Raw genomic sequence first — 15,770 nt, 5'->3', positions numbered from 1 at the left:
TGTCCGCGCTCCCCGACACTTCTTGGATGCGGTGAGCGGCCCACGACGTTACAGCCGTTCCGGAGGATTCTTCCGCGCACTCCCCGGGCACCGGGCGGGTGCTGCGCACACGGATCAGTCGGCGGACCTGCGGCGGAGGTCGCGCAGGACGACGCCGCCGCCGATGAGCAGCGCGACCAGCAGCGCCCCGATGCCGAGGACGTACGTCGCGGTGCGGCCGTCGCGGTCGGCCTGGGTCTCGCCGAGGCCGACCGGCCGGGGCACGATCGGGGCGGCGGCCAGCTGGACGGGGGCGTCCGGGGTGGCGGTGAACGGCGCGCTCTCGGGGGCCTTGGTGACGGCCCTGACCGGGTCGACCACGCCCCAGCCGATGAACCGGTCCGGATCGCGCTGGGTGCGCTGTGCGGTCTGCTCGATCCAGGCCCGCACCTGGGCCGGCTTCCAGTTCGGGTGGGCGCCGACCAGCAGCGCGACGAGCCCGGACACGTACGGGGCGGAGAAGCTGGTGCCGTTGTCGACGCACTGGCCGCCCCTGGGGACGGTGGAGAGCATGTCGACGCCGGGTGCGGCGACCTTCACGAAGGAGCCGTACTGGGAGAACGGGGCGCGCTCGTTGTTGCGGTCGGAGGCGCCGACGGCGAGCACGGTCGGGAACGCGCCGGGGTAGGTGTCGCCCTCCTTGCCGTCGTTGCCGGTGGAGGCGACCACCACGACGCCGCTGTCCTCGGCGGCCTGGACGGCGGCCTTCAGCTCCTGGTACCCGCCGAAGCCGGCGGCGCCGGCACCGCGGACGTCCTGGGAGATGTTGATGACCTTGGCCTTGGCCCTGACCGCCTCGTTGACGGCCTGGACCAGGGTGGAGACGTCGCCGTTGCCGTCGCTGTCGTTCTGGCGGATCGACAGGACGGTGGCGTCGGGGGCGAGCCCGACGAAGCCCGTCCGGTCGTAACGGCGGGCGGCGATGATGCCGGCCACCTTGGTGCCGTGGCCGACCGGGTCCTCCTTGGAGCTGCCCGGGACCTTCTCCTTGGTCTCCCGGTTCACCACCAGGTTGGAGCCCTCCAGGACCTTGCCCGCCAGCTGCGGGTTCTGGTCGTCCACGCCGGTGTCGATGACCGCGACGGTCACCCCCGCGCCGGTGGTCCGACCGCCCTGCCACAGCTCGTCCAGCAGCAGGCGCTGCAGCGACCACGGCACGGTCGGCACGTCGGGCGCGTTCTTCGGGCAGTCGCCCGCGGCGGCCAGCCCTGGTCCGCTGTCCGCGTGCGCCGGGGCGGCGAGCGGGCCGCCCAGCACGGCGAGCGCGGCCAGTGCCGCGGCCGCCTTCCGGTACCCGCGTCCGGACACCCTGCCACCCCTCATGTCGTCCACCCGTGCCGCGCGCCGAAGGGCGGGTACCCGGAGTCCGAGCACCCGCCCCCTCACGTTCCCGCTGGGGAACGCGTGGTCAGCTGTTCCCCCACAGCTTGGCGTTGTTGTTCTCGGTCGTCCGGTAACTCTGCGCGGCGCCGTCCAGCGAGGAGGCGATCTGCGTGCAGACCTTCTGCAGGTCGGCGGCGCGCGCGTCCCACTGGGTCTGGTGGGCCTGGTAGCCCTGCTGGGCCGCGCCCTGCCAGCTGGACGCGATGCGGTTGACGTCGCCCTTGAGGTCGTTCAGCAGGTGGTCGATGCGACCGGCCGAGGCGCGCACTTCCTCGGCCGCGTGGTGGACGGTCTCGAAGTTGACGAGGATGTGGTCGGACACGATGTCTCCCTTGACGAGGATGCGGAGCACCCCGCGCTCAGCCGCGGGCGCCCCACCGAGCGGAAGGTCGGAACAGAACGGTGATCAGCGCGGTGCGGCTGATCAGCCCTGGGCGTTGGAGAACAGCGCCTTCTGCTCTTCCTCGGTGCTCGCGTAGTGCTTGGTGGTCAGCTCGATCGCGTGCTGGATCGCGGTGAGCGACTCCTTCAGCTTCGCGATGTCGGTGTTGACCTGGTCCTGCAAGGCCTTGTAGGCGTTCGCCGCCTGGCCCTGCCAGCCGCCGGTGATGCCATCGACCGTGCTGATGAGCTTCTGCCGCTCAGCCTCGATCTTCCCGATCGCGTCCTCGATCCGCTTGGCGAAAGCCAGCATCTCCTGAGCCGTCATCGTGAACTGACCCTGAGCCATGCTCCACCATCCCCCATGAGACAGACATTGCGTGTACGGAGGGCAGCGCGGCCCGACCGTCCCATCACCCTAGTGATGTCCAGGAGCACTGTAGTCGGCACACGCAGCTCACCCAACACCGAACTCGGCGCAGTTACCAGACCATGACACTGAGGCCAATTCCGTTGCCGGGCTTGGTCGATCAGGCGTTCTGCGGCTGGGCGGCGCTCTTCGCCGTCAGCGGCGGGCCGGCCGGAACGAGGTCCGACCACTCGTGCGGCACCGGGAGCGGCTGGAGCTCCTTGTAGCCCAACCGGGCCTGGTTGGCGCCCGATTCGTCCTGCGGCGGCTGCTGGTCCGGCGTGGTGGCGCCCGGCTGCGGGGTGGGCGTCTTCGGGGCGCCGCCCTGGCCCGGCTGCGCGCCCTGGCCCGGCTGTCCGCCCGCACCCGGCTGCGCACTCTGGCCCGGCTGCGCGCCGGGCGGGGTGGTGGCGCCGCGACCACCGTCGCCGTTGGCCGGCACCGAGTAACGCAGACCGGTCTCGGTGATCAGGAAGTCGGTGCCGGAACCGCCCGCCGCGTTGTCCAGCGCGCGGTAGAAGAGGCCGTGCCCGGGCGTCACGTACGCGGCGCCCGCGCCGTTGTTGTACGGCGCCGGGTAGGACGTCCCGGCCCAGACGCTGCGCCGGGGCGTGCGGCCGTCCTCGGCGACGCCGTCGAAGGTGCTGCACACGACCAGGCGCGCGTCCTGCCGGTCCTGCCAGTTGTTGGCCGGCGCACCGGACTTCAGCGGCCAGTCGTCCCCGGTGCTCGGCAGCCGGACGTCGTTGCCGAGCTTGGCGTGGTCGGCCGGGGTCATCTCGTCGCTGCGCGGCCGCTTGTCGCCGTCGTACTTGTAGAGGTCCTGGTAGTCCGGGTTCTGCCGGATCAGCTCCGCCTGGAACGGCGTCACCAGGTAGAGCCGGTCCTTGCCGACCACGTAGTGCCGGTCCTGGTAGTGCACCAGCCGGCCGATCCGGCGGTCGGCCTGGTTGCCCAGCTCCACCGAGGAGTTGGGGTTCGGGCTGTCCGCCACCCCGTCGACCTTCGGGAAGGTGATCGGGCTGCCGGTCACCAGGGTGTCCAGCCACTCGCGCTTGACGCGCTGCGGCACCGCGTTGGGCCCGAAGACCGCGGTGATCAGCGACTTGCGCTCCTTGTCGTCCGCCTGCGGCGAGCCGATGCCGTGCTTGCGGCCCTGCGCGTCGACCAGGAACACCTTCGCGTCACCCGGCCTGGCCGCGGGCTGGCCCGGCGCCGGCTGCGCGGATACCTGCTGCTCGTCCGCCTGCTGCACCAGCAGCAGCTGGTCCTGGCCGAGCATCCGGTCCTTGCCCGCCAGCGCCGCCGCGTCCGGGCCGGCCGCCACGAACACCGCCTGGTTGACGGTCTCCTGCTTGTCGTCCGAGCCCGGGCGGTCGCAGACCGACCACTTCATCGGCTTGTCCGCGTTGTCCCTCGTCGGCAGCTTGTCCGGCGCGTACGGGATGCCGATCGTCGGGCCGTGGTTGGGGTAGCTGTCGAGCACCCCGTCGTCGACCACCACCACCTTGGCGTCGGCCGGCAGCACCAGCCGCGCCGAGGACATGTTGAGCACCTGGTGCAGCCGCCTGGTCCGGCCGTCCGGGTCGGTCAGCACCACGTACCGGGTGGTCGACTTCTTGCCCTGGACGACGTTCTTGCCGTCGTCCCAGTGCAGCGGCGCGCTCGGCTTGAACACCCCCCACAGCCCGAACCCGGCGACGATCACCGCCCCCGCCAGCACGCTCGGCAGCACCGCCTTCACCGGGCGCGGCGCGTCCTCGTCGCTGCCGCCGCCACCGGGCAGCAGGAACGCCCCCACCGTGCGCTTGCGGGCGAAGGTGTACGCGTTCAGCTCGTCCCGGCGCGATGCCATCCTCGTCGTCCCCCTCGTCAGACACTGTCGGACCGGCCTGCACCGCCCCCCCCCCCCGCACCCGCCGGGCGGGAACCCGTACGAACCCTCTACGATGCGGCAGCAGACGGTGAGTACGGTACGGGTACGGTCCGCGCACCGGCCAGCCGGGCCGCGGCAACTGATCAGAGAGGGTCACCCGGGGGATGCCAAGCCAGACCGCTCCAGGACGCCGCGGACCGGCAACGGGCGGGAGGTCGCGCCGCTCCGGTCGGGCGCAGCGCGGCGGCCCCGCGCCCGGGACCGCGCCCGGGCAGCCACTGCCGCCCGTCGGCGAGAGCAGCGGCCGTGACGAAGGCGGTCGCGGGCCCGTCCTGCTCCGGATCAACCCCCGGCCCGGGCTGCTCGGCGGGCGGCTGAGACTCCAACAGCTCGTCCTGGTCGAGGTCGCGGCCGCGCTGGTCGCGGTGGGCTGGACGATCAGCCGGCCGGTCGCCGCCGGCTTCGGCGCGGTCGCGCTGGTCCTGGTGGTGCTCGCCGTGATCCCGCTGCGCGGCCGGACCATCCCCGAAGTGCTACGAGTGCGCGCCGCCCTCAAGTCCCGCCGCCAGCAGGCCCGCGGCACGCTGCCGCCGGCCGGCACCGACCCGGCACTGGCCCCCGCCCTGGAACTCGAACCGGCGCTGCGCACCTGCACCCACGCCACCGAGGCCGACCTGGGCGGCCGCCCGGTCCGCCGGGAGACCGGCATGGTCGGCGACGGCACCTTCCTCAGCTCGGTCCTGCTCGTCCAGGCCAAGGACCAGCCGCTGCGCCCGGTGCGCACCGCGCTGCCGCTGCCCCTGGACGTGATCTGCTCGGCGCTCCAGGTCGACGACATCACCCTGGAGTCGGTGCAGCTCGTCCAGCACACCCAGCCGGCCCCGGCCCCGCACCTGCCCGAGCAGTCGCTGGCCGCCCGCGCCTACCGGGAGCTGCCGGACGGCACCGCCACCCCCGGGCTGCGGCTGACCTGGGTGGCGCTCAAGCTCGACCCGGAGCGCGCCGCGGCCGCCGTCCGGGCCCGCGGCGGCGGCGAGGAGGGCGCCCGCAAGGCGCTGCAACGGGTGACCGACCAGCTGGCCGGGCGGCTCAACAGCGCCGGGTTCAAGGCGACCGTGCTGGACGAGCGCGAGCTGATCGCCGCGCTGGCCATCTCCACCTGCGCCAACCCGCTCGCGGTGGCCGGGCGCCAGGGCACCGGCAGCGGCGGCGGCACCACCCGCCGCACCCAGGAGGGCAGCCGGTTCTGGCGGATCGACGACCGCTGGCACAGCACCTACTGGATCTCCCGCTGGCCGCAGCTCAGCCGCCCCGGCGGCTCGCCCGGCCGGATCGCCGCACCCGACCTGGTCAACCTGGTCACCGGCTCCCCCGCGCTGGCCAGCACCTTCAGCCTGACCGCCGGGCGCGGCACCGGCGGCTCGGTGACCGTCAGCGGGCACCTGCGGGTGACCGGGCGCAGCGAGAGCGAGGTGACGCAGGTCGGCCGCCAGGTGGAGGCGCGGGCGCAGGGCGCCGGACTCGGCCTGGTCCGGCTCGACCTGGAGCAGGCCCCCGGGGTGCTCGCCACCCTGCCGCTGGGAGGAGCGTCCTGATGGCGTACCAGACCTATCCGGCCCCCGGCCCGCAGCACGGCGCCGAACGGCCCCGGGCGCGGTCCCGGATCCTGCCCGGCTTCGGGCTGCGCGGCCCGCGCCGGGAGAAGCACGTGCTCGACGCCGCGGACCTCGGGGCGCTGGCCTTCCCGGTCGGCGACGACGGCGTGGTGATCGGCGTCGACCCGCAGGGGCTGCCCGCAGTGCTCGGCCTGTTCCGGCCCAGCGCGTACGACCTGGTGCTGGTCGGCGGCGTGTGGACGGCGCAGGTCATCGCGCTGCGGGCGGCCGCGATCGGCGCCCGGGTCGCGGTGGAGACCGCGCGCGGGCAGCTGTGGGGCCCGCTGGCGCAGGCCGCGGGCGGCGGGCAGCCGTGCGTGACGGTCCACCAGGTCGGCCGACTCGGCCCGCAGGGCGCCTCGGTGGCCTCGCCGGTCCTGGTGGTGCGCGACCTCGGCGCCCGCCCGCCGCGCAGCCGGCTCTCCGCCGCGCCCTGGCAGACCACCCTGACCCTGCTGCCGTACCTGGGCCCGAACGCGGCCCGGGTGCTCAACGCGGCCGACCTGGTGGGCGTGCAGCGGGTCTCCCCGCAGGAGGCGGAGCTGACCGGCCGGGTGCTGTCGCTCCCGCCGGAGGACGTCGCCGCGCTGCCCACCCTCGGCGACGACCTCACGCTGTGGGCCACCCGGATGCGGCGCCAGTACGTGCGGGCCGTGGCCGGGCAGGCCGAGCAGCAGGTTCTCGGCGGTCCGCGCCGGATGGACTGAGCGGCGGCGCCGGGCCCGGGGGGCCGCTCCGGATCCGACGCCGCCTTCAACGGGGGTTGCCGCACGGCCTAGTCTTTGATGCGGCAACGGCACCGCTGAACAAGCGGCGGCGAACACGAGGGAGCCCTAGTGAGCAGCGATCGGGACGGCGTCTACGTCGGCGACAACGCGGCAGAGGACGACGACGACTGGTCCGACGCGCCCGACTACACTCCCCCGTCCTGGTACGTGCAGACGGACGCCTCGGCGGCCCCGGCGGTGCAGGCTCCGACGGCCCCGGCCCCGGTCCTGCAGGCTCCGACGGCGGCGCAGGCTCCGCAGGCCGCCGCTCCGGCGCCGGTGCCCGCCCAGGCCCCGACGCCGGCTCAGGCGCCCGTGCCCGCGCAGCCCGTACCCGTGCCGCCCGTGCCGCCCGCACAGCCCGTCCAGGCCGAGGCGCAGCACGTCCCGTTCCCGGCGTCCGCCCCTGCCCAGGCCCCCGCCCCCGCGTTCGAACAGCCACCGGCCGTCGCCCCGGGCTGGCCGGCGGAGGTCCCGGCGCAGCCGCAGCCCGCCCCGGCCCCGCAGCCGCCGTACCCGGCCCCGGTCTCGGCCGCGCCGCCGGCGCAGCCCGCCCAGCCGGTCCCGCCGCAGACGTACCCGCAGCCGTACCCGCAGCCGCCCGCGCAGCACCTGCCCCCGCAGCAGCCGCTGCCGCCGCAGGACGCGCAGTCCGCCGCCGCGTGGGCCGCCCAGCAGGCCGCCGCACAGCCGCCGCCCGCACAGCCGCAGCAGCCGGCCCCGCAGCCCGCGCCGGTGGATCCGCGCCAGGGCGGCTGGCCGCAGCCCCCCGCCTACCCGCAGTCGGCCCAGCCCCAGCCGCACGAGTACCAGCCGTTGCTGCCGGGCTCGCCGCACGAGCAGTCCGGCGGGGTGCAGCCGTGGCCGCCGCAGAGCGCCGTCGCACCGCCGCCGGTCGCGTTCCCGCATTCCGCCGCCCCGCAGCCGCCCGTGGCGCACGGTGCGCCACTCGGCTACACCGCCGCGGTCGAGCTGTCCTCGGACCGGCTGCTGCGCAGCCAGCCCAAGCAGCAGCGCCAGCAGCCGCGGTTCCAGTTCGGCGGCAAGGCGGCAGCCGCCGAGAAGTCGCGCAAGCTGGAGATCATCCGCACCCCGGTGCTGAGCTGCTACCGGATCGCCGTGATCAGCCTCAAGGGCGGGGTCGGCAAGACCACGACCACCACCGCGCTCGGCGCGACCCTGGCCAGCGAGCGCCAGGACAAGGTGATCGCGATCGACGCCAACCCGGACGCCGGCACCCTGGGCCGCCGGGTCAAGCGCCAGACCGGCGCGACCATCCGCGACCTGGTGACGGCCATCCCGCACCTGCGCAGCTACATGGACATCCGTCAGTTCACCTCGCAGGACCTCAACTCGGGCCTGGAGATCCTGGCGAACGACGTCGACCCGGCGGTCTCGACCACGTTCAACGACTCGGACTACCGCCAGGTCATCGACGTGCTGGGCCGCCAGTACCCGATCATCCTGACCGACTCCGGCACCGGCCTGCTGTACAGCGCGATGCGCGGGGTGCTGGACCTCGCCGACCAGCTGATCATCGTCTCCACCCCCAGCGTGGACGGCGCCTCCAGTGCCTCGACCACCCTGGACTGGCTCTCCGCGCACGGCTACGCGGACCTGGTGCAGCGCAGCATCACGGTGGTCTCCGGGGTGCGCGAGACCAGCAAGCTGATCAAGGTCGAGGACATCGTCGCGCACTTCCAGACCCGCTGCCGCGGGGTGATCGTGGTGCCGTTCGACGAGAGCCTGGCGGCCGGCGCCGAGGTCAACCTCGACATGATGCGGCCCAAGGTCCGCGAGGCCTACTTCGAGCTGGCCACCCTGGTCGGCGAGGACATCGTCCGGGCCCAGCAGGCCGCCGCCCAGCAGTCCGGGTGGCAGCAGCAGGCGCAGGCCACGCCGTACCCGCCGCAGCCACAGCCGTATCCGGGTCAGGCCGGTCAGGCCGCTCAGCCCGCCCCCGGGGCGCCGTGGGCGCCGCAGCCCGGCCAGGCCCCGCCGCCGCCCCCCGGCTACGGCTACCCGCCGCAGCCGCCCGCCCCCACGGCCTGGCCGCAACCGGGCGCCCAGCAGCAGCAGGCCCCGCAGCCGGGCCCGGGCTACGGCTACCCGCCCGCCCAGGGCCAGCCGCCGCAGCCCGCCCCGCCGTCCCCGCCGGACGGCTACCAGCCGCCGCCCGGCTACGGCCACCCGCCGCAGCCCCCGCAGTGACGCCGAAGGGCCCGCCGACCAGGTCGGCGGGCCCTTCCCCGTGCTGCGGCAGTGCTCAGACGCCGTCGGTCAGCTCGCGGGCCTGCTTGACGTCGTCGGCCATCCGGTCGAGCAGCGCGTCGATGGAGTCGAACTTCTCCATCCCGCGCAGGTAGGCCAGGAAGTCCACGGCCACGTGCAGCCCGTACAGGTCCAGGCCGACCCGGTCGATGGCGTACGCCTCGACGGTGCGGGCGGTGCCGTCGAAGGTCGGGTTGGTGCCGACCGAGATGGCGGCGGGCATGCGCTCGCCGTCGGCGGTCAGCCAGCCCGCGTACACGCCGTCGGCCGGGATCGCGCTGTGCGGCACGGTCTCGACGTTGGCGGTGGGGTAGCCGAGCTCGCGGCCGCGCTGCGCGCCGCGCACCACCACGCCCTCGACCCGGTGCGGGCGGCCCAGCACCTCGCCGGCGCCGGCCATGTCGCCGGTCTCGACCAGCCGCCGGGTCAGGGTGGAGGAGAACGGCTCGCCGGCCCCGGCGGCGCCGCTCACCTGGAGGTCGACCACCTCGACGTCGAAGCCGGCCGAGCGGCCCAGCTCGGTGAGCAGCGCGACGTCCCCAGCGGCCCGGTGCCCGAAGCGGAAGTTGGGGCCCTCGATGACGGCCCGGGCGTGCAGGGCGTCGACCAGGACCTGCTGGACGAAGGTCTCCGGCGACTCCTGGGACAGCTCCGGGGTGAACGGCAGCACCAGCACCGCGTCCACGCCGAGGCCCGCGATCAGCTCGGCGCGGCGCGCCTGCGGGGCGAGCAGCGGCGGGTGGCTGCCCGGGCGGATGACCTCGCGCGGGTGCGGGTCGAAGGTCACCACCACCGCGGGGAGGCCGAGTTCGCGGGCCCGCTCGACCGCCCGACCGATGATCAGCTGATGCCCGCGGTGCACCCCGTCGAACGAGCCGATGGTGACGACGCTGCGTCCCCAGTCAGCGGGGATCTCCTCCAGGCCACGCCAGCGCTGCACCCTGACCGCTCCTTGTTCCGTACGGCGCGTACCCTCTGTACGCTCAAACGCTCAAACCCGAACCCCTATAGCGTGCCATGCGCCTGCTCCTGCTCCGGCACCGGAATACGGGTTGGGCGCACCGGCGGGTGCGCGGCGCGCCCGGGCACGGTCCGCTCCGCCTCGGCGGCCGCGTACTGCGGGTCGCGGCCGGCCACCACCAGGGCCCGCATCCGGGCCAGCCGGGGACCGTCCGGCGCGGTCGGGGCGGCGTCCCGCGGCCACTGGGCGAGCAGCTGCGCGAACGCCGCCGAGCGGCCGGCCCAGCGCACCAGCAGTTCGTCCGCGCCCGGCAGGCCGGGGGTCGCCCGGGCCAGCACCGCGCGGGCCCGGGCCGGGTTCTCGGCCGCGCAGTGCTCGGCCAGCCGCTCCACGGCCGCGGTCAGCACCGCCGGGTCGGTCTCGATGGCGAGCAGGGTGTCCAGCAGTTCGCAGCGCAGCGCGTCCGCTGCCGGGTCGGCCACCGGGACGGACAGCACCTGGGCGAACGGCCTCCGCACGCCCGCCGTCCGGGCGGCCAGCGCGCCGCCGAGCAGCACCCGCAGCTCCAGCCGGGCGGCCGGGCCGCCGGTCGCGGCGCGCTCCAGGCGGCGGCCCAGGTAGTCGACGGCGACCGGGCCGGCCAGGGCCGGGTGCTCGCGCAGCAGCCGGGCGGCCAGTTCGGCGCCCCGCCGGGTGGCCACTGGGGTGCGGGCGTCGGCGAGCACCCGCAGGGTCTCGGCGGCGGCTGCGCCGGGGGCCGCCAGCCGGTCGGCGAGCGCGGCCAGGACGGGTTCCGGGTCGCTCTCCAGGGCGGGGGCCAGCGCCCTGGGGGTGAGGAAGGCGTCGCCGCCCGCCCGGTGCAGGGACAGCGCGGCGGGGAGGTGCTCGGCCCTGGTCGCCGGGTCGCCGACCAGCAGGGCGAGGGCGGCGCCGTGCAGGCCCGGTTCGTCCTCGCGGGCGAGCAGGGTCAGCGCGGTGAAACGCAGCAGTCCGGCGGCGGCGCCGACGGCGTGCGGGGCGGCGTGCAGGGCGTGCACGGCGGCGGCGACGTGCCGCTCGGGCCGCCCGTCGTGGCTCCAGCGGTCCACCGCCCGGCAGAGCGCGGAGGGCTCCTCGGTGGCGAGCACGGTGAGCAGTGCGTCCGCCCTCGGGTGCGCGGCGTCGGCCAGGGCGTCGGCCAACTCGTCCAGGGCGAGCCGGCGGTGGGCGTGCAGCAGGTCGTGGGCGAGGTCGGCGACGGTGTGTCCGGGGCGGCCGGGCAGGCCGTGCGGATCGTCGAACCAGGCGCAGAGCAGCGGGAACACCGCGACGGGGTCGGCGCGCAGCCGTTCGGCCACCGCGCCGAGGAACGGCTGCCCGGGCCCGTCGGCGGCCACCAGGCGGCGCAGCAGCGCGAGTTCGGTCTCGGCGGGCAGGCCGAGGCCGGTCCAGAACGCCGGGCCGAACGAGCCGAGCCCGTCCGCCGGGAGCGCGTCCAACCCGCCCTCGGCGACCGCCCGTTCGGCGATCCGACCGGCCAACTGGTCGAGCAGCGCCCGGTGTTCGGCCGGATCGGGGCTGGCGGCCAGCCCGGCGGTGAGCAGCCGGCCCGCCCACCAGGCCGGTTCGCTGCCGGGCGGGCGCAGGTCCAGGGCGCGCCAGAGCCGGTGCAGCCAGGGGTCCAGGGCGGGTGCGCCCCAGGCTTCGGCCAGTCGGCGCAGCGCGGCGGCGACCGGGCCGATCCGGTGCCGGGGGACGCCGCGCGGGGAGCCCTCCGCTGGCGCGCCCTCCAGCCCGTTCGCGGGTGAGGAGGGCGTGTCCGCGGCCTCGCCGAGCAGCAGCCCCAGCGCGGCGTCCAGGTCCAGGTGCAGGCCCTGCAGCCAGTCCGCGAACTCCCCGTGCGCGAACCGGAATCCGGGCCCGGCCGGGACGAACAGGCCCTCGGCGAGGACGGCCGTGGCCCAGCCGCCGGCTGCCGGGAACAGTTCCTCGAAGGTGGCCCGGCCCAGGCCGCCCGGCCCGGCGCCGAGCATCCGCCGGGCCGCCTCGTGCACCCGTCCGGCCACCGCGGCCGCCAGCCGCCGCACCCGCCCGTGGGAGGGCCCGGCCGGGCGAGCGGAGCTCCGGCGGTGGGCGCCCGGGCGGCGCTGCCGGCCGTCCTCGACCAGCCGCCCGGCCACCCGCAGGCAACGCAGGTCCAGGTAGGCGGCGAACAGTTCGCCCCGGCGGGCCGGCTCCCCGCGCAGGCCCTCCGCCCACAGCTCGCCGGCCAGCCGGACGGCCAGCGGGTGCCGCGCGTCGGCGTCGGCCGGCCAGCCCGGCGGCAGCCCGTAGCGGCGGCGTACCCGCTCGGCCGCCTCGGCGGGGAGCGGGCCGAGCCGGTGCCCGGCGAGGCTGGGGGCGCCCGGGCCGCCGCCGTCCATCCGGACGGTGGGGGCGCTGGCCAGGTCGCCGCCCGGCTCCGGCGGGTCCGGGTACCGGGCGTGGCCGGTGCCGCTGCCCCACTTCTCGGCCGCCAGTCGCACCCAGGCCTCCTCGCCGCAGGCGGTCAGCAGCCGCGCCCCGCAGCCGGTCAGCCAGTCCCCCGCGCCGCGCAGCCAGCGCGGGTCCAGCGGCGCCGGGGCCTCCTCGGGGCCGTCCAGGACCACCAGCAGCGGCCGCCCGGCCGCCGCGCACAGCGCCGCCACCGGTTCCGGCGCGGGCGCCGGGATGCCCAGCTCGGCCGCGACGGCGGCCAGCGCCCGTTCCACCGGGGCGGCGAGCGAGCGGTCCTCGGCGCGCAGGTCGGCGCCGCGCAGCCAGAGGGTGGGCAGCGGCCGGGCGCCGCCGGCGCGGCGGGCGGCGAGGGCGGCGAGTTCGGTGGAGCGCCCGCTGCCGGGGGCGCCGACCAGGGCGGTGACGGTGGCCTGCGGCTCGTCCCCGGCCAGTCCGTCGGGCCGGTCGACCCGGTCGGCGGCGAGCCCGGCCACCCGGCCCGGGCCGGCCCCGGCGGCGGCCAGCTGGGCCGCGGTCAGCCGCAGCACGCCGGCCAGGTTGAGCGCGGGCCCGTAGCCGGGCACGGCCGCGCCGTTGCGCGCCAGCAGTTCGGCCAGCGCCGGGGCGACCGCGACCGCGCCGCCGCCGGCCGGCACCGCCGGGAGCGCGCCGCCGTGCTGCGGCCCGCGCAGCGCGGGCACGGCCAGGGCCACCACGGCGCCGCTGCGGGCGTCCAGCACCGGCGAACCGGCCGGCACCACGACGCCGGCGACCACCGGCGGGTCGAGCAGCAGCACCCCGCCGACCCCGCCGCACCCGGCACCGGCGGCACCGAGCAGACCGCAGCGCAGCGCCACCACCCGCCCGTCCTCGCCGGCCAGCGCGGGCAGCAGCACCGCGCGCCCGGCCCCGAGGGCCGCGACGGGCAGCGGCGGCACGGGCAGCCCGCCGACCGCGTCGGTGCGCAGCAGGGCGAGCCCGTGCTCGGGCAGCGGCAGGACGGCGTCCGGGCCGAGCACCCTGGTCTGCCCGCCGGGGGTGTGCAGGACGATCCGGTCCAGGCCGGTGACGCTCTCGTGGGCGGTGAGGACGGTGCCCTGCGGGTCGGCGACGAACCCTAAGCCGTGCAGTCGCCCGTTGAGGTCGCGGATCCGCAGCAGGTACCGCCCCGGATCTCCCGCCACGCCGTCGCCGTCCAGGAATCCCGGCATTCGCACTGCCCTCCCCGCAGGCCGGACGGCCCGGGGGCGGGCTCGTCACGGCGACCTGCTCGCCGCCGGGGAGCCTGCCCGCCCGGGAGGCGGCCCCACCGCGCCTGCGCCGCTCACCACGGGCGTTCACCTCGCGCGCTCCCCCGGGCGGGTGACCCCTCCCTCGCCGGAACGAACCCCCGGACCTCGCCGGAACACCCCCTGAACGAGCGAAGCCCCTCCCGGGACGCCCCCCGAACGAGCGAAACCCCCGCCGGAAGACTCCCGACGGGGGTGACGCGTGCGCTGCGGGGCGTCAGCCGACGAAGACCGCGACCGGCTTCGCCTGCCCGTCCGTCTCCTCGACCAGCGCGAGGAAGCGCCCGTCCGGCCCGAACACCGCGATCGGCCCGTCCACGCCCAGCCCGGGCGCCTTGAGCCGGGCACCGTGCGACAGCTTCTCCGCCGCCGACTCGTCCAGGTCCCAGCGTGGGAAGGCGGCGGCCGCGGCCTCCCCGATCGGCAGCACCTGCAGCCCCGTCGGGGACTCGCCGGTGACCGCGGCCTCCAACTGCTCCAGGGTGCGCGCCGACTCCACCGAGTACGGCCCGACCCTGGTGCGCCGCAGCGCGGTGAGGTGGCCGCCGACGCCGAGCCCGGCGCCCAGGTCACGGGCCAGCGCCCGGATGTAGGTGCCGGAGGAGCACTCGACGGTCACGTCCAGGTCGATCACCGGCGTGCCGTCCTCGGCGAGCGCCGCGCGCTGCCCGTGCACGGTGAAGGAGTGGATCGTGGTGGGCCGGGCCGCGAGCTCGAAGTCCTCGCCCTCGCGCACCCGCGCGTACGACCGCTTGCCGTCGATCTTGATCGCGCTGACCTTGGAGGGCACCTGCATGATCTCGCCGGTGAGCGCGGCGATCCCGGCGTCGATCGCCTCCCTGGTCACCCCGTCGGCCGGGGCGGACGCGGTGACCTCGCCCTCCCGGTCGTCGGTGACGGTGGTCTGGCCGAGCCGGACGGTCGCCTCGTACGTCTTGGCGGTGAGCATCAGGTGGCCGAGCAGCCGGGTGGCCCGCTCGACGCCGATCACCAGTACGCCGGTGGCCATCGGGTCGAGCGTGCCGGCGTGCCCGACCTTCCGCGTCCCGGCCAGCCATCGCAGCTTGGCGACGACCCCGTGGGAGGTGATGCCCTCGGGCTTGTCGACGATCACCAGGCCGTCCGGGCCGGTGCCTTTGCGCTTCATCAAGTTCTTTCTCTAAAAAGCGGTCAAGAGATGATCAACGTACCGGTCGCAGCGCGCTCCGGAACCGTTCGACCACCGCGGCCACGTCCTCCCGGGCGCTGAACCCGGCCGCGAAGACGTGCCCGCCGCCACCCAGCTCCGCGCAGGCGGCCGCGACGTCCACCGCACCCTTGGAACGCGAGGAGCCCCGCAGCGTGCCGTCCGGGTCCTGCTTGAGCACCAGCGCCACCTCGGCCTCGGCCGGGCGGCGCAGGATGTCGATCAGCCCCTCGATCTCCTCGACCGTGACGCTGAACAGCACCAGGTCCTGGTACGGCACCCAGGTCCACACCAGGCCCAGCCCGCCGGCCGCGTCCGGCTCGTAGACGGCCCGGTCGAGCGCGCCCGCGAGCACCTTGAGGTAGCCGAAGGAGGAGGTGTCCCACAGCTGCCGGGAGATCAGGTCGTGCCGGATGCCGGTGGCCAGCAGCCGCCCGGCGAGTTCGTGGGTGGCGGGCGTGGTGGCCCGGTACTTGAACGAACCGGTGTCGGTGGCGACGCCGGTGTACAGGCAGGTGGCCAGGTCCTGGTCGAGTTCGACGCCGAGCCGGCGCAGCAGTTCGTCGACCAGGACGGCGGTGGCCGGCGCGGTCGGGTCGATCAGCTGGTGGGTGCCGAAGCCCGGATTGGAGGCGTGGTGGTCGATCACCACCAGCACCGGCGCGGCGAAGGCCTTGCCGTGCAGCAGGCCGAGCCGGCTCTCCGCGGCCACGTCGAAGCAGAGCACCAGCTCGGGGACGTCCGGCACCTCGACGGCCGGCACGATCAGCTCCTGGCCGGGCAGGAAGGCCAACGACTCGGGCACGATCTGCGGGTCGTCGCCGAAGGAGACCCGCACCCGCTTGCCGAGCCCGCGCAGCGCCAGCGCAGCCGCCAGCGAGGAGCCCAGGGCGTCGCCGTCCGGGCAGATGTGGCAGATCAGGTCGATCGAACGGGCCCGCCCGATCTCCGCCACCACCTGCTGCCAGAGCAGCTCGAAACCGCTCTCCTCGGTGCGCGGCCCCGGGAGCGCCACGAGGGCGTCCTCCACCGTGCTGGTGGAAGACGCCCCCGTGGTCGAACCGGCTCGCGAGGCGGCCTTCGCCGGCTCACCCGCCAT

General features: G+C 76.0%; 11 protein-coding genes. 3 read left to right on the top strand and 8 right to left on the bottom strand.

What is annotated here, in order from left to right; translation table 11 throughout:
• Positions 1-114: 114 nt before the first annotated feature.
• The 4 genes from mycP to AB0P03_RS31440 all read right to left on the bottom strand — a co-directional run bounded on the left by mycP (position 115) and on the right by AB0P03_RS31440 (position 4,067).
• Complete coding sequence (gene mycP / locus AB0P03_RS31455) at positions 115-1,347, bottom strand: type VII secretion-associated serine protease mycosin (RefSeq protein ID WP_363632065.1); 1,233 nt, start codon at positions 1,345-1,347, stop codon at positions 115-117.
• A gap of 100 nt (positions 1,348-1,447) precedes the next feature.
• The gene (locus tag AB0P03_RS31450) at positions 1,448-1,744 is read right to left on the bottom strand and encodes a WXG100 family type VII secretion target (protein ID WP_363586526.1); all 297 of its coding nucleotides are present in this window, start codon (positions 1,742-1,744) and stop codon (positions 1,448-1,450) included.
• A gap of 102 nt (positions 1,745-1,846) precedes the next feature.
• Positions 1,847-2,152, bottom strand: coding sequence for a WXG100 family type VII secretion target (locus AB0P03_RS31445; protein WP_350885676.1), 306 nt, complete (start codon positions 2,150-2,152; stop codon positions 1,847-1,849).
• 181 nt (positions 2,153-2,333) lie between these two features.
• Positions 2,334-4,067: a type VII secretion protein EccB gene (locus AB0P03_RS31440; RefSeq protein WP_363632063.1), complete on the bottom strand. Its 1,734-nt coding sequence runs from the start codon at positions 4,065-4,067 to the stop codon at positions 2,334-2,336.
• Between the two features lie 185 nt (positions 4,068-4,252).
• On the opposite strand from AB0P03_RS31440, the gene eccE reads away from it, so the two are divergent.
• The 3 genes from eccE to AB0P03_RS31425 all read left to right on the top strand — a co-directional run bounded on the left by eccE (position 4,253) and on the right by AB0P03_RS31425 (position 8,721).
• Positions 4,253-5,683, top strand: coding sequence for a type VII secretion protein EccE (gene eccE, locus AB0P03_RS31435; RefSeq protein WP_363632062.1), 1,431 nt, complete (start codon positions 4,253-4,255; stop codon positions 5,681-5,683).
• Positions 5,683-6,450 carry a hypothetical protein gene (locus AB0P03_RS31430; protein ID WP_363586523.1) on the top strand — a complete coding sequence of 256 codons (768 nt, stop codon included), beginning with the start codon at positions 5,683-5,685 and terminating at the stop codon, positions 6,448-6,450. Before eccE ends, AB0P03_RS31430 begins: the two co-directional genes overlap by 1 nt.
• 129 nt (positions 6,451-6,579) lie before the next feature.
• Entirely contained in the window at positions 6,580-8,721 is a 2,142-nt protein-coding gene (locus tag AB0P03_RS31425) for a MinD/ParA family protein (RefSeq protein WP_363632060.1), read from the top strand.
• A gap of 55 nt (positions 8,722-8,776) precedes the next feature.
• Here the strand turns inward: AB0P03_RS31425 and AB0P03_RS31420 are convergent, their stop codons facing one another.
• The 4 genes from AB0P03_RS31420 to AB0P03_RS31405 all read right to left on the bottom strand — a co-directional run bounded on the left by AB0P03_RS31420 (position 8,777) and on the right by AB0P03_RS31405 (position 15,770).
• Positions 8,777-9,721 (bottom strand): bifunctional riboflavin kinase/FAD synthetase, encoded by a 945-nt coding sequence (locus tag AB0P03_RS31420; RefSeq protein ID WP_363586521.1) that lies wholly within the window; start codon positions 9,719-9,721, stop codon positions 8,777-8,779.
• 65 nt (positions 9,722-9,786) lie between these two features.
• Positions 9,787-13,407, bottom strand: coding sequence for a serine protease (locus tag AB0P03_RS31415; RefSeq protein ID WP_363632058.1), 3,621 nt, complete (start codon positions 13,405-13,407; stop codon positions 9,787-9,789).
• 295 nt (positions 13,408-13,702) lie between these two features.
• Entirely contained in the window at positions 13,703-14,632 is a 930-nt protein-coding gene (gene truB / locus AB0P03_RS31410; protein ID WP_363586519.1) for a tRNA pseudouridine(55) synthase TruB, read from the bottom strand.
• A gap of 34 nt (positions 14,633-14,666) precedes the next feature.
• Complete coding sequence (locus tag AB0P03_RS31405; protein WP_363586518.1) at positions 14,667-15,770, bottom strand: bifunctional oligoribonuclease/PAP phosphatase NrnA; 1,104 nt, start codon at positions 15,768-15,770, stop codon at positions 14,667-14,669.

It is taken from the genome of Kitasatospora sp. NPDC088779, assembly GCF_040685395.1.
In the GTDB taxonomy this organism is placed as follows: Bacteria; Actinomycetota; Actinomycetes; order Streptomycetales; family Streptomycetaceae; genus Kitasatospora.
This window is presented reverse-complemented; position numbering and strand designations above follow the sequence as displayed.

Bases quoted from the DNA above. Each gene is read 5' to 3' on its own strand.
- AB0P03_RS31445 (WP_350885676.1), bottom strand. From the start codon at position 2,152: ATGGCTCAGGGTCAGTTCACGATGACGGCTCAGGAGATGCTGGCTTTC.
- AB0P03_RS31440 (WP_363632063.1), bottom strand. From the start codon at position 4,067: ATGGCATCGCGCCGGGACGAGCTGAACGCGTACACCTTCGCCCGCAAG.
- eccE (WP_363632062.1), top strand. From the start codon at position 4,253: ATGCCAAGCCAGACCGCTCCAGGACGCCGCGGACCGGCAACGGGCGGG.
- AB0P03_RS31430 (WP_363586523.1), top strand. From the start codon at position 5,683: ATGGCGTACCAGACCTATCCGGCCCCCGGCCCGCAGCACGGCGCCGAA.
- AB0P03_RS31415 (WP_363632058.1), bottom strand. From the start codon at position 13,407: ATGCCGGGATTCCTGGACGGCGACGGCGTGGCGGGAGATCCGGGGCGG.
- truB (WP_363586519.1), bottom strand. From the start codon at position 14,632: ATGAAGCGCAAAGGCACCGGCCCGGACGGCCTGGTGATCGTCGACAAG.
- AB0P03_RS31405 (WP_363586518.1), bottom strand. From the start codon at position 15,770: ATGGCGGGTGAGCCGGCGAAGGCCGCCTCGCGAGCCGGTTCGACCACG.